This is a genomic window from Colwellia piezophila ATCC BAA-637 (assembly GCF_000378625.1).
In the GTDB taxonomy this organism is placed as follows: domain Bacteria; phylum Pseudomonadota; class Gammaproteobacteria; order Enterobacterales; family Alteromonadaceae; genus Colwellia; species Colwellia piezophila.
On record NZ_KB905162.1, the window covers coordinates 221,892 to 236,635 of the forward strand.

Genomic DNA, 14,744 nt, shown 5'->3' on the forward strand with positions numbered 1-14,744 from the left:
TTTATTTCCAGCGACTCAAAATAAACCAAGGATAAACATGATAGAAAAAAAACAAAAACCAACGTTATTTGATGCCTTGCTCCCTATTATACTATTACTTTTTTTACTATTCCTTGCCGTTTACTTTTTTGGCGATGACTCATCATCTGGACCTAACCAAATAGCACTACTGTTGTGCGCTGGTGTGGCAAGCCTTATAGGTTTGAAAAATGGTTATAAACGTCAAGAGATAGAAGAAGGCATCATCAAAGGTATCAGTTTAACCCTAGGAGCCATATTAATTTTATTGGCCGTGGGCTCACTTATCGGTACCTGGTTATTAGCGGGAACTGTGCCAACCATGATTTATTTCGGTTTGCAGATTTTAGACCCACAGTATTTTTATGTCAGTTGTTGTGTGATTTGTGCAGTAGTCGCGCTTTGCATTGGTAGCAGTTGGACAGTGGCAGCTACCATAGGCGTGGCCTTAATGGGGATTTCTTCCGGCATAGGTGCCTCGGGTGCTATTACCGCGGGAGCGATTATTAGTGGCGCCTACTTTGGTGATAAGTTATCGCCGCTCTCTGATACCACCAACCTTGCTCCCGCCATTGCTGGCACGGAATTGTTTGTTCATATTAAAAACATGTTGTGGAGTACAGTACCCAGTTTTGTTATTGCTTTAATCTTATTCTTTTTCTTAGGCCTTAATCCGACTGAACAAACCACTAACAGCCAAGTTGAGCAACTGTTGCTGAGTTTAGAAGCCGAGTTTTTTATTGCTTGGTATTTGCTTTTGCCACTGGCCATTACCTTATTTTTAGCGGTTAAAAAAATCCCTGCTTTTCCTGCGATTGGTATTGGTGCTATTGCCGGCGCTATTATGGCCGTGCTATTTCAACAAGATTTGATTCTCTCATACGCTAATGAAGGGTTGTCGGCAATTGAAGCAAACATCATGGTGGTTTGGCAAGTGATGTACGCTGGCGTTTCACTTAATACCGGCAATAAAGTGATAGATGATTTATTAAGTGGTGGCGGTATGGGCTCAATGCTTAATACTATTTGGTTAATCATTTCTGCCATGACCTTTGGCTCTATCATGGAAAGAGTAGGTCTATTAAAGCGTGTGGTTGAAAGTTTAATGGGGGTCACTAAAAGTGTTGGTTCACTGATAACTACCACTATTGTTACCGCGTTTGGCACCAACTGCATTGCCGCAGACCAATATATTGCGATTGTTATGCCAGGCAGAATGTTTAAAGATGAGTACAAACGTCGAAATTTAGCGCCAGAAAATTTATCTCGTGCTTTAGAAGATGGTGGTACCGTGACCTCGCCACTGATCCCTTGGAATACTTGTGGTGCCTATATGCATTCAGTATTACTGATCAACCCGTTAGAATATGCGGTGTTTTGTTTCTTTAACTGGTTGTCGCCTATTATCGGTATTATTTGTGCTTTTGCGGGCTTTAAAGTGAAATTATTGTTGGTAAAAACTAAAGATAACTTGGTAGATTTACCCGCTTCGGTAAAACAAGTCAGCTAGTCAACACCTTGCAATGTCATAATAGTTTATGACAAGAACATTAAAATAGCTCGTTATTGTCGGTGGTGGTAGTGCAGGGTGGATAACGGCTAGTAGTTTTGCTGCGAGGCATAATAGTCAATCGGAAAATGGCATCAAAGTCACCTTAATTGAATCTCCTGATGTCAATGTCATTGGAGTGGGCCACAACTTTCACTCCGTTTATTGGAGGCCTTTGACAGTAATAGATAAGGTTATAATGATGCCTCTTAACTGAAAAAACACGCTGCTATTGCACCCGTGATGGAACGTAGTGGCAAGAAAATGTGGCCACATTAGCCGGTACAGTTGTCAAAAGTTTTTGAGGCAAACCTTTGTTGAATGGGTTGGTTTTTCGAGAGGTCATTCATGTTGGGAAAAAGCTTATTATGAGTAGCAGAAAAGCAAAGGAAAACCGCATAATAGCATCATTAGCACACTAGCTTTCAAGTGGCTTCGAATTGTATTTAGCTGCCGGAAAAACCATACGCCATATGACCAATCAAAGTATTTAGGTGCACTGAAACGAAGAGGATCGCCACTAATGCAATTGGCATTAAATCGCTAGTTTTTACTTGTTGTCCATCTCAGAGCGTGTTGTTAGGCCTTTTCTGGAGGAGCTTTATCATATTGCGGAACACCTTCAGCTATTACTTCCCAAGATGCTTTTGAACCAACATATATATGTCGACCAAGTTTAATATCTGGATCTCCATTAACGCATCCAAGAGTAATTCCGTGAACTACCCCTTTATAAACACCACTGAGAGTTGAACCGCACTTGTTACAAAATTGGAGACCGAATCCATGATCACCTACATACGATGTAAGTAAGTTTTCTCCTGATACCCAGTGAAAATCTTTAGCCTCAACTACGGCGTAAGCCGATGCTTGTGAGCTAAATGCTTTGCGACAACGAGAACAATGGCATGACCTAGCATCATGAAGTTTACCGTCAATCCGGTATTTTACTTCTCCACAGAAACATTCACCTGTAATTGCCATATTTACTCCTTAGCTATAACGCTGTTTTTTGTCCGAGTTGAAAAACCTTATAGTTGGTTAACTACAAACAGCACCAATATAAAGTATTTCTATGGTTAATTCTTGTTGCATGTTGGCAGCAATATAAAATTCGCTTTGTCCACTAAATACCTCGAAACAAAATTCATCATTTTCAAATATAACTGAGTTACTTCCTGAAATAAATATAGCACCTTCAATGTCTTGGGGGAATTGCCACGTATGACATAAGTCCGTATCGCACACCAAGTTATACAGTACATCAGGGGTTGATTCATACCACCAAACAACTTCTAAAATAGGGTAAGCATCGCCATTAATGTCGACGGTCGAGATAATTAAATCCTGTTCGGTGGGCACAGATTTAGAATCATTATCACAACTAGATAGTAGTAGCACTAAAATAAATATTAACGTCTTCAACTTTATCTCCTTGAAACCACATAAGCCCTTCCAAAGCGGCACGAAATTGTTGGCTAAAATTTCTGAGGAACGAAACACAGTCGATTGTGTTTTATCCTTATTTAACTGCTTGTTATGAAGTACGTAGCAGAGGTGTCACTTCATATTTTTATGACTTTAGGCCTTAGTAAGAAGCCAATAATGCTACCAAAGAGATTCTTGTACATTGCTTCAATCTCTTCTTTACTGATACTGCCGCCAAATATAAGCATCTCAAGTTTTTCTCCAGGTTCTTTCACCATATAACCTGATGGAATAAAACCATTTTTCACATAAAAAGCTTTACGCTTGACCCTTTGCGGGTAGTTTTTTTCTTGCTCATCAAGTTTTTCAATATTCAGTACAATTCTTTTTCCGGAGTGCGTAACTTTCATTGAATCCATTACTTTACTTCCATATCCACCTGATCGTATAGATTCCGATATAGCTAAAAAGTGCACCAATACTATGTCTTTAAACTCAGTGGTATAAATAAGGCCAATCCAAGTATCATCTGCATAAAGAACGTTAAAGCCTACCTTACCTTTTCTTAGTTTAAATCTAAGGACCCACGTGGGAATACGTTGAACGGTGGTAAACGCTTTCTGATACAGATCAATAACCTTCGAGTAGTTATCGTCATTTTTATTTAGCGGACGGAGATTAATAGTCAAATTTAGTACTCATAACGTCACGTTAAGCGGCAAATTGTAGTTGGCTAAAATGTGAAGCGAAGCGGAACTAGCCAACTGTTATTTGTCCACCTCAGGGCGTGTAATTAGGCATTGATTTTATGCCATAGTTCATTGTGATTTTTGCAAAAAATAATTTTGTTATTGTATTCGGTTAAAAAATCTAATATACGAACCATATTATCGTTATCGAATTTTTGATTCCACCAATACATTTCCATAAAAGAGCTTAGTGACTCTTTACGGAATTGACCTAAAATGAATTTTCGCTTAAGGAAACGTTTAAATATTCGCCATTGCCTAAGTAAAACAGGTGGATTAAGAATAACGATAAGGTCAGCATCACGAAAAGAATCTGCCAACCATTTGTAATAAACCCCCTCAATGATCCAGTTTTCTTGAGACAGAACTTGATTTAACTTTTCAGTTCTAGATTCCTCACTAGATCGAACATAAGCATTTTCATTTTGTTCCCAAAATACTTTATCAAGATCATAAGCATTCAAAGTTGTTAATGTTTGAAGTTTGGTAGCACTAAAAGTTTTACCACTACCTGGGCCACCAATGATGTGAATTTTACGATACTGCACGAGTGACTCCATTGATGCCTAATCCTTATTATGGAGGATTCTCAGTACAATCCGCCCCATAATACATATTTAATTCACATTAATATCCCATAGTTTCAACGCTTTATAAACTAAAAACAGTTGTTTTTGTTATAACTTGGATATTACTGATAAGTCGCAGTAATATCCAACAGAGAATTTAATATAATTACTCATAATATCAATGAATTATAAGTACAGTAGATGGGGGTCGGATTGTTAGAACTTATCAGTAACATGACATGACTTATTCATGAGAAAATTTATAGAAAATAATTTATGGTTAATGTTTCCTTTGGCACAGAGAAATCCTAACGGTGACCTGTATTTCATTGGTCATTTGATTACTAGCTAAGACTCACTGTCACCACATTACGGACATTCGCTTTAAGTTACTAACGGCGGCTTAGAGCGGACATAAAGCATCTAAGACTCTGTTTCCCCACTTAAAAACTAAATAAAACTTGATAGTTTACAGCTAAATATGGAGGTGAAATATCTCAAAGATATTGCTAATTTTCGTGGAAAAGTTACCAGAACTTAACTAAACGATAAAGCATCAATTAAACACAATGTTAATTAAAAAAATGTAATAACGTATTAATATTAATACACTTATTATTTTATATTGATAGTACTAATATTGTTAGATGGTTATCTACGATCATATTGATGGTTCATGCACAATAGGAAAAAAAACCGTACCGTTTTACCGGTATACAATTTAGTCAAAATGAAAACATAGTTTAATCTACATGATACTGAACAAGTAAATTCTGCCAATTAGAATTTACTTTTAAAGAACTAATGAATTTATTTATTTTATGTTCTGAATGCTGTGAAATATTCCCCATCAAAACAAATCTATCTTGTGTGTACAAAGAGTTTTTACTCGTATAAAACTTATTAGTATCCAGTGCTAACGACGTTATATAATTCTCATAAATAGGCTTAGCCATCACGGTGAAATCGCCTCTATGAGCTTCAAGCATCTGCAAGCAAAGATTTTTATTATCGCAGGAATATCTTAATATTTTATTTTCTTTAACTAATTTATCGATTACAAAATACTTGTAACCTATTTTACCTAAGAAGGTTAATTTCCCATCTAGCAACTCCGGTCGAAGATCTTCCGCATCAAGTTTTATTTTTTGATGCGAAATAATGTAGGCTTTCTCTTGTAACAATTTTTTTGAGCTAATTAATTTTGAATTTTTATCAAACCAATAAGGATTAGCGAATGGAATAATTATTGGTACTCCTTGAGCAATTAATATTTTAAGGCGCGCTTTTGTTACCTTTATATACTCAATATCTATGTCTAGATCAGCTTTTACCAATAACTCAATGAAGTCTTTGGTTAACCCTCCTGTTTCTATTTGATAAGGGGGGTAAACTAAATAATCTACGGCTAATATTTTCTCTGCACTAGATTGAAAAGAATATAAAATATAATAGATAATAAGAAGAAATTTAATTGAGAAAGACATTAATAAGCAAGTTTAAAAATAAAAAGTATATTTTTTATTATAATCAGAAGTTATTAATTAGCTAGAGGCTAATTTCCATGAAAGTATTCATAAGAGCAAAGTAATCATAATAAGCACCTGTGAATTCCTCATAAAATCATGTTAAGCAGAGGTTACCAGAATGCCCTTTGATTTTTATAAATGCTCAGTGATTATCTTAAACCATATTAATGGTCTGTTCACTTTAGGACAAAACCTTCTATTTCAGCGGTTAGCGAGAAGTTGTCATTACAGTTCACTAAAACCTAACGATTGCTTTGTCGGATGAGTTGCTGTTAGTGAGACTAAGGCTAATATCAGCAATGCGCGGTGATTTCAAATGGTCAGTGCAACACGCTCTATTCTTAGTTAAAAAGAAAGCCGTATTAAACCATTATAATATTTAAGGCATATTACCTTAATATTTTTCTCGTTTGTGTGGCAGGGGTAAGACAACATTGCTGCCATTGGCAGCCTATCTCAGTACGCTAACTTTTACCTCCATTGCCGAAGCTAACATCATCAAATATTTTGGATGGTTACGGTGCTATTTTTGAGTAACTCCAGACATAAATAAAATCACATTAACACCGTTAAATTACATATTTAGTGGGCAGTTTTATTTTCTTCAGCAACTAGTTTTAAATAAATTTCTCGTTGTACTGACGCTCGTCTATTCGATTCTGTAATGATGGTTGGCCAATCAGGATGTTCTCTAAGTTTTTGGTATATTATTCTTTTTTGATAATCATAATGAACAATATAATTTTTTTTCATTGCTTTCATTAGTTCAGAGATAGCTAAGTCAATATCTCCTTCGAGAACCGCAATTTCCATTACTCTTAATCCTATAGGTTGGATAAGATTTTTGTTGTTATAATATTTTGCATCTGCCTCAATCGATAATTTCAAGTTTGCTTTAACTTGCTCCAATAACGCTTTAGCCTTCTTTGTATCGCCGGTTTGTTGGTAGCTATATATTCGTAAGTTACTGGTGTTACTCATATCGGATAATTCAAAATACTTGTTCGCTGCCCTATAGTTTTCAGCATTAACTTCTGCCCTAGCCCTAACCCAATTTCCTCTAGCGTCATCGCCACTAAGAGGAAATACTGCTCTAACCTCTTGTATATATAGCTCATCATTACCTCTATACCAGTATTTAATTGGGTCGGCGATTGTGCCATCAATATAACTTGCCGCTTGCTCACCTAGCCCAATTGTTGCTAAAGAATTTACCGCATTAAACCTTGCGGAAATGTTACCCGTTGAATTTTTTATTTGTCTTTCAAAGGCAATAATTGCTTCTGCATATTTACCTTCGATAAGCCTGAACATTCCTAATACAGAGTAAGGAAAACTATGAGAATCGTTGACGGTTAACATGTATTGGTAAATAGCTTTAGCTTCATCAATTCGTCCGTAAAACATAAGCTCTTCGGCATAGGTTTTATTGACAACCATAGACATAGGACTGAGCTGCACCGCTTTTTTGTATAATGCCAACCGCCGTATGGGTTGGTCCTCTAATAGTTGCCCATACCAAGTATAAACATCTGCATAATTGGGATTTAATTCGATGGCTTTCTTGTAATGAATAATAGCCTTATCCCAATTAAAGCTACCAGTTTCAATCAACCCCATGATGGCATGTACTTCAGGTAACTTAGCGTTAAGCTGTAAAGCCATTTCAATAGCAGACCTTGCTCTATTTGCGGATTCTTGCCTTGGAAGATTTCCGTAAGTATCTTCACCGAGAAAATGAATAGCCCAAGCTTTTCCCATCCAACCTTGTGCGTATTCAGGAGCAAGCTCTACCGATTTCTCAAAGTGTGCAAGCGCTTTTTCAATGTCAGCCTTATTGCGATTTTCGATATAAAACCGGCCTTTTAAATATTCATTATGAGCGTTAAGATTAATATTACTCATGTCTCTTACGGCGACTTTTGTATCTAGGCCCAGTTTAGCTTTTAGGGCAGTGACAATGGCAGCCGATATTTCATCTTGAATGGCAAAAATGTCGGTTAACTCTCTATCATACGTTTCAGACCATAGGTGTTTGTCACTGCTTGCTTCAATTAATTGTGCCGTGATACGTATTCGGTTTCCAGATTTTCTAACACTACCTTCAAGAATGTTTTTCACACCCAATTTAGCAGCAACTTCAGCAATATTTATCTTAGTATTCTTATAGAAAAAGGCTGATGAACGTGAAGTAACATGTAGGTTAGGTACCTTTGCCAAAACATTGAGTATTTCTTCAGATATACCATCTGAGAAGTATTCCTGTTCTTTGTCGGAGGACATATTCACAAAAGGTAATACGGCAATAGATGAACCTTGGGGTTTATTAGTGATACTTTGAGGGATATCAGTGATAACTACATTTTCTGAAGATGAGGTAAAGCGACTTTCATAGATAAAATAACCAGCAACAAGTACAAGTAAGCCTATGATAATGAAATCCAGTTTACGACCGGTATGAGCAGTTACCGAATCTTCAGGGAGAATTTCAGACTCTCGTTTAACACCATTGGGAGTCAATTCAAATTGCCAAGAAAAAAATAATGCGAACGGAAAACCAAAAGCACCAAATAAAAATACTGCGGTATTAATCCATTCAGGTAAATGAAGTGCAGGAACTGCTACAGATGAAACTTGTATTACCACCCAAGCTAGCACAAGGTATGCAACTCCCACTTTGTAGACGTTACGCCGTTTGAGTTCTTTGAATAGCGAGCTAGACAAGAATAATCCTTCTTGTTGGTTGTTATTTATCCTATATAACCAACCTAGTACTTTACTGTTTAAATATCAAATGAAAAAGGCGTTGATGCCGCAAGCGATTAAACTGTAAAACAACGATTCAACCACTGATGGTAATCAGGGCTAAAGCTGACCTTATAAAAAGTAAGTCACTTATTTCCCCTTAACGCACTTTGAAGTCATCCCAATGTAAGCTCCTGATGGGCGGCAAGGGTAGCTGACATCTCAGGTTATTGACTTTCAGACTGCTAGAGCTGGGTCAGTTTGCTTTTCTAACGGCAACTGATCCGAAAAAAATTGCCGTTAGTAACACAAAAGTTAATATATCTTATGGTAAGGATAGAGGTGATTTTCACATCTAAGCCTATTTATATGTGATTACTCAGCTTTTTAGATTAACTTTATATTCTTGAATTATCTTTATTTTTAATTAAAAATCAGCCATTTGCAAAGCCTAATCATTCTAGAAAAAATGTCGAAATAAATAGGATCTCACACATGTGAATTTTCTGATAAAGAACTAGAAAAGACAAGCGAGATTGAAATACCAGCATAAAAAATAAAGTAATGAGCACTTTGAATTATAAATACTACTGACGGCTTTGCAGCAAAACAGATTAAAGCCTACATAATGTAATCTTAAATTTATGAGGGTATTAGTTGGCTTAAGTCGCTTGGTATACTACCTTTTACCTTATCAAATCAATATATTGATATTTAAGTGACTGAGTAGCGTAAAAATAATTATTGTAGATTTTCTTTGTGGTTTACTTATTGGTTACACCGCTGATAAAAGAACCATCAACCTATATTTCTCACCTCTGATAATGTATATGATATGAAAGATGGTTATTTTGATTACGAATTGAAGTTAATTAGCATAGAGATAACCTGTTAAATAAACTATTGTTATTAATGTTTTACCTTTATTTATGACACTCCCACAGTTGCAACCGCTTTAATATTTATGAGATATAGTTCATTGTTTTTTAATCGTTTTATGTATTTTGTTCTTTTGTTTGTTGGAATGATCATTCCCGCTGAAAGTAATGAACGCCCTTCAGAACTTATTAATGAATACTCTGTAGAGTTGCTAACAGCGGAAGATGGTTTTGTTTCATCTGAGATTTATTCAATTATTCAGGATAATCAAGGCTTACTTTGGTTTGGCACCGGTGAAAATGGCCTTATGCGTTATGATGGCCGAAAAGTAACTCTCTTTGAATTTGATAGTAGCAGTCCAAAGGGTTTATCACATAACGATGCCGGAAACCTCATGTTAGATCGTAATGGAAGGATTTGGATTGGCACTTGGGGCGGAGGTGTTAATCTTTATCAGCCAAAAACAGGGAACTTTCAACATTTCATTAATGAGCCTCTGCGCAGTGATTCTATCGCCTCTAACCGAATACAATCTTTATTTCATGACCAAGAAGGCTCTATTTGGTTAGGCTCATATGACCAGGGTTTAAGCCGGTATCTTGGCAATAATAGCTTTGAGCGTATCAAGAAAACTGATGATGGTGAACCTAGTTTATCTCATAATAGAATATGGGACATTGAAGACAACGATGGCGATAGTCTTTGGCTTGCAACTAGCTTTGGTTTAAATTTATATGATAAGAATAAACAAAGCTTTACTCATTTTTTTCCTGATCCAAGCAATCCCACTCCTACGGGAGCAAACGAAATCAGAAGTATTTTAAAAACTTCCAAAGATAAACTTTATGTCGGTACACAAAAAGGTCCATTTAGTTTTAATAAGGAAAATGGTCTTTTTACACCATTGAAAACCCTTGATGATGAATTTTTAGGCCAAGTGAACTCTATGATTGAGGATCAAGAAGGCTACGTTTGGTTTGTCTCCAGCAAAGGTTTGTTTAGACAATCCAACTCAGATGATCACATTGAAAAGTTTATACTTGAGCATAACCACGGCTTGAGAATAATTTTTGAAGATAGCTCAAGAACAATATGGGTTACCAGTGAAACTCACGGTATATATAAGATAGTGCCGAATCGTAAATTTAAGTCTATTAATAGTGCTGAATTGATGGCTCCAAATGCTATAACAGCTGATGCTAATGGTGATTTGTTAATTATATCTGCATCGTCGAAATTGTATAAGTGGCACGTATCATCACACCAGCTAGAAACATTATCTGGCCCCATTTTTAGCAAAGAAAATGGTTATGAGGGAAATCGTTTTATCGAAAGGCCTATTATATTTCTTGATGGAAATGATAGTTTATGGATTGCACAAGATGATGGCTTAGCCCAATTTAACTTGAAATCTAAGCAAATTGATTTTTTTAAATATCCTAAATCAGATCCAAATCATCGTGAGTTTAGAGAATTACGAGCGCTTAATATTGATCAATATGGAAACCTTTGGATTGGTACTTATAAGAATGGAATATACCGTTATGACCCTTTGGTTAAAACTTTTAGTCACTTAGATGATTCTTTGGGTTTATCTCACCCAGAAGTCATGGAAATATTTAAAGATAGTCAGCAAAACATTTGGGTTGGTACCGGAAATGGTTTGAATCTTTGGGATGATATCAATCAACGATTTATTTCATTTAAAAGCGATAATAAAGCTGATCGCTTATTGGGAAAAATAATTCAGGATGTGCATCAATCTCGAGATGGAAAGATTTGGGTTGCCACTCAAAAAGGACTCAATTTATATCTTCCAGAAACTAAAAGTTTTAAACATTTTGGCAGAAAAAATGGCTTACCTACTTCTTTGATACGTGGGATTGAAGACGATAAGTTGGGTAATTTATGGCTGACGACAAATAAGGGTATTTCAAAATTAAACCCATTATCAGGAGAGGTTACTAATTTTGACAGCTATGATGGCTTGTTAGGCTTAAATTATTATAGCAATGCCCTGGTAAGAGCTGGCAATGAAACTATCTTCACCAGTAGTCAAAGAGGCGTTGAGTATTTTAATACCTCAAATATAGAAACAAATAATAGCGTGTTCAATGTGATTTTATCGGGATTTAATAAGATGGGGCAGCCAGTAAAGCTTGAAAAGCCTTATTCTTATGTAACGGATATCCAGTTATCTTATCTCGACTACTTTTTTTCTTTTGAATTCTCTGCCTTAGATTTTATTTCTCCTCGTAAGAATCAATATGCTTATAAGTTAGAAGGGTATGATGATAATTGGATTTATATCGGTAATCAAAATATAGTTTCTTTTACTAACCTCGATGGTGGCTCATATAAATTCTTGGTGAAGGCGACTAACAGTAATGGAGAGTGGGGAAAGCAATTACTGTCAATTAATTTGACTGTATCACCGCCACCGTGGCAAACATGGTGGGCATATAGCCTATATATGCTCGTAACGGCAGTTATCATATTCGCCTTTATTCTATTTAGAACACGTTTACAACAAACAGAAATAGTTAGGCAAAAACAATTTGTTTTGACACTTGAAGAACAAGTTGCGGAAAAAACAGCTTCATTAAATACCCAAGCGAGGGACTTACTTGATGCAAATAAGCAATTGGAAGTGCTTACCTATCAAGATGGATTGACGGGGTTATATAACCGTCGTTATTTTGATAAAAACCTATCAATAGAACTCGACAGACACTATCGTCACAAGCAACCATTGTCGCTAATTCTCAGTGATATTGACCACTTTAAATTATTTAACGATTTTTATGGTCATCAGCCAGGTGATAAATGTCTTAAGCGAGTCGCTCAATGTCTGTGTACCAGTGCCGGTAGAATTACCGATGCAAACTGTCGTTATGGTGGCGAGGAGTTCGCTATTATCTTACCAAATACAACAATAGAACAATCGACTCTTGTTGCTGAGCGCTTATGTTTGGCCATCGAAAATTTAAAAATCCCTCATGAAAAATCGGTGACTAGCGCATTTGTAACCTTGACTCTAGGGGTTGTGACTATTCCACCAGGGCAAAAAGCATCCGTTGATTCAATTGTATTGAGTGCAGATAAGGCATTATATCTTGGTAAATCAAATGGCAGAAATAGGGTCACACGTGCTGATTAGCTGATATATCACTTAAGTCACTAGTCGTTCCTGCCTAGCGGAGAGCACCTTACATTCAAAAAAAAACATCGATTAAAATTTCAGGGTTTCAGGATTCAGCTTTTCGGAATTTCAGCAGTACACATTGACATCGAACGTTGACAGAAAATCTACATTCAAGGTACAAGAACAGGCTCTACTGATTATAAATCAGATGCTCTATTGCATAAATCCTTCAACGAGCGCTAACTTGAGCTTGCCAATGTTGATGCTAGTGTGGCCATTACCAATTAGTTCTGCAGGTTTTAGAGTCAAATAAAAAAGCCTCTACATTTCTGCTGAGGCTTATTGTCTTTCAACGAAGGAATGGCAACGACTGCCGGAGTCGAAATGACTACCAAGTAATTACAAGGTAACAACTTGGTATAGCTCAAACCATTATTTATGCGGCTTAACTATGGGAGTAATATTAAAATATAATAATACTCCGCTGAGCTTTTAACCTCTTAATAAAGACAGTGTAATTTAAATATCGAATTTGATACCTTGAGCTAACGGTAACTCAGTAGAGTAGTTGATGGTATTGGTTTGACGGCGCATATAAGATTTCCATGCGTCTGAGCCTGATTCACGTCCGCCACCTGTTTCTTTCTCGCCACCAAATGCGCCACCGATTTCAGCGCCTGAAGTACCAATGTTGACGTTGGCAATGCCACAATCTGAGCCCCAGTGAGATAAGAAGTTTTCAGCTTCACGTAAGCTGTCGGTAAAGATAGCTGAGGATAAACCTTGCACTACCTCATTTTGCACCGCAATAGCGTCATGGACATCACCAGAGTACTTGATTAAATATAAAATTGGCGCAAATGTTTCGTGTTGTACCATATCGAAATCATTTTCCGCTTCAACAATGGCCGGTGACACATAACAACCCGACTCATAACCTTCGCCTGATAAGACCTCACCACCACAAAGCAAGTTACCCCCTTCAGCTTGTACTTTAGTTAAGGCTTCACTAAACATTTCTACCGCTTGTTTATCAATTAACGGTCCTACATGGTTATTCTCATCCATTGGAGTACCAATTTTCAAACCTTGATAAGCTTTTACCAAAATGTCTTTGACTTGCTCATAAATACTTTCATGAATTATAACGCGGCGAGTTGAAGTACAACGCTGACCGGCGGTACCAACGGCGCCAAAAACGGTACCAGGAATGGCAATTTTAAAGTCAGCTTGTGGCGTTAAGATGATGGCATTGTTGCCACCTAATTCAAGAATTGATTTACCAAATCTTGCTGCCACACTCGTACCGGCATGACGGCCAACACGCGTTGAACCGGTAACCGACATTAATGGAATGCGTTTATCATGCAACATGCCTTCACCTAGCACATTGCCTTCACCAATCACTAAAGAGAAAATACCTTCAGGTAAGTCATTTTCTGCTAACACGTCTTTGATAATATTTTGACAGGCGATAGCGGTTAAGGGGGTTTTTTCTGAGGGTTTCCAAACCGTAACATTGCCACAAATTGCAGCAATCATGGCATTCCAAGCCCAAACAGCAACAGGGAAGTTAAAAGCTGAAATAACACCGACGATACCTAATGGATGATATTGGTCGTACATTCTGTGTAAAGGGCGCTCAGAATGCAGCGTTGAGCCATCTAATTGACGAGATAAGCCCACAGCAAAGTCACAGATGTCGATCATCTCTTGTACTTCACCCAAACCTTCTTGCAATGACTTCCCCATTTCATAAGCAACCAACTCACCTAGTGGTTGTTTAAAGTCGCGTAATTTATTACCTATTTGACGGACAATATCGCCACGGTTAGGCGCAGGGACGGTACGCCAGGATTTAAAGGCGGTTTGTGCCGTAGTAATAACGTGTTCATAATCTTCATTTGAACACTGATATACGCTAGCGATAGCTTTGCCATCGGCAGGGGAGTAGATATCAAACTGACCGTTGTTGTCAGTATTCATCCATTTTAGGCCTGTTGATGCGCCGTAGTTTTGGGCATTAATGCCTAATGTTTTTAAAAAATTCATAGTAACCTTGTGATATCTGATATGTTCATTATTAATATTTAATGGCTAGCGCATGTTCAGCTAGCCATTTGTTAGTTTGAT

Annotated in this window: 9 protein-coding genes and 1 pseudogene; 3 read left to right on the forward strand and 7 right to left on the reverse strand. The window is 36.9% G+C overall.

Annotated elements, in window-relative coordinates:
- The first annotated feature begins 37 nt into the window (after positions 1–37).
- Both nhaC and F580_RS27295 read left to right on the forward strand, forming a co-directional pair.
- A complete protein-coding gene (gene nhaC / locus F580_RS0106765; protein WP_019026947.1) occupies positions 38–1,528 on the forward strand; it encodes a Na+/H+ antiporter NhaC in 1,491 nt (496 codons plus the stop codon).
- Positions 1,529–1,583: 55 nt separating this feature from the next.
- A pseudogene (locus F580_RS27295) lies at positions 1,584–1,712 on the forward strand (tryptophan 7-halogenase); the annotation flags it as partial.
- Positions 1,713–2,146: 434 nt separating this feature from the next.
- On the opposite strand, the gene F580_RS0106770 reads toward F580_RS27295, so the two are convergent.
- The 6 genes from F580_RS0106770 to F580_RS0106795 all read right to left on the reverse strand — a co-directional run bounded on the left by F580_RS0106770 (position 2,147) and on the right by F580_RS0106795 (position 8,566).
- A complete protein-coding gene (locus F580_RS0106770; protein ID WP_019026948.1) occupies positions 2,147–2,551 on the reverse strand; it encodes a GFA family protein in 405 nt (134 codons plus the stop codon).
- A gap of 57 nt (positions 2,552–2,608) precedes the next feature.
- The gene (locus F580_RS0106775) at positions 2,609–2,992 is read right to left on the reverse strand and encodes a hypothetical protein (RefSeq protein WP_019026949.1); all 384 of its coding nucleotides are present in this window, start codon (positions 2,990–2,992) and stop codon (positions 2,609–2,611) included.
- A gap of 140 nt (positions 2,993–3,132) precedes the next feature.
- Positions 3,133–3,684, reverse strand: coding sequence for a GNAT family N-acetyltransferase (locus tag F580_RS0106780; RefSeq protein ID WP_019026950.1), 552 nt, complete (start codon positions 3,682–3,684; stop codon positions 3,133–3,135).
- 104 nt (positions 3,685–3,788) lie between these two features.
- On the reverse strand, positions 3,789–4,292 hold the full coding sequence (locus F580_RS0106785; RefSeq protein ID WP_157443026.1) for a P-loop NTPase family protein: 504 nt from the start codon (positions 4,290–4,292) through the stop codon (positions 3,789–3,791).
- 764 nt (positions 4,293–5,056) lie between these two features.
- Positions 5,057–5,800: a hypothetical protein gene (locus F580_RS0106790; protein WP_019026952.1), complete on the reverse strand. Its 744-nt coding sequence runs from the start codon at positions 5,798–5,800 to the stop codon at positions 5,057–5,059.
- Positions 5,801–6,424: 624 nt separating this feature from the next.
- Positions 6,425–8,566, reverse strand: coding sequence for a tetratricopeptide repeat protein (locus F580_RS0106795; protein WP_019026953.1), 2,142 nt, complete (start codon positions 8,564–8,566; stop codon positions 6,425–6,427).
- A 1,018-nt stretch (positions 8,567–9,584) separates the two neighbouring features.
- Between F580_RS0106795 and F580_RS24130 the strand changes: the two genes are divergently transcribed.
- Positions 9,585–12,626, forward strand: a complete 3,042-nt coding sequence (locus F580_RS24130) for a ligand-binding sensor domain-containing diguanylate cyclase (RefSeq protein ID WP_245560595.1) — start codon at positions 9,585–9,587, stop codon at positions 12,624–12,626.
- Between the two features lie 504 nt (positions 12,627–13,130).
- Here F580_RS24130 and amaB read toward each other — a convergent pair.
- Positions 13,131–14,663 carry an L-piperidine-6-carboxylate dehydrogenase gene (amaB, locus tag F580_RS0106805; protein WP_019026955.1) on the reverse strand — a complete coding sequence of 511 codons (1,533 nt, stop codon included), beginning with the start codon at positions 14,661–14,663 and terminating at the stop codon, positions 13,131–13,133.
- Positions 14,664–14,744 lie beyond the last annotated feature (81 nt).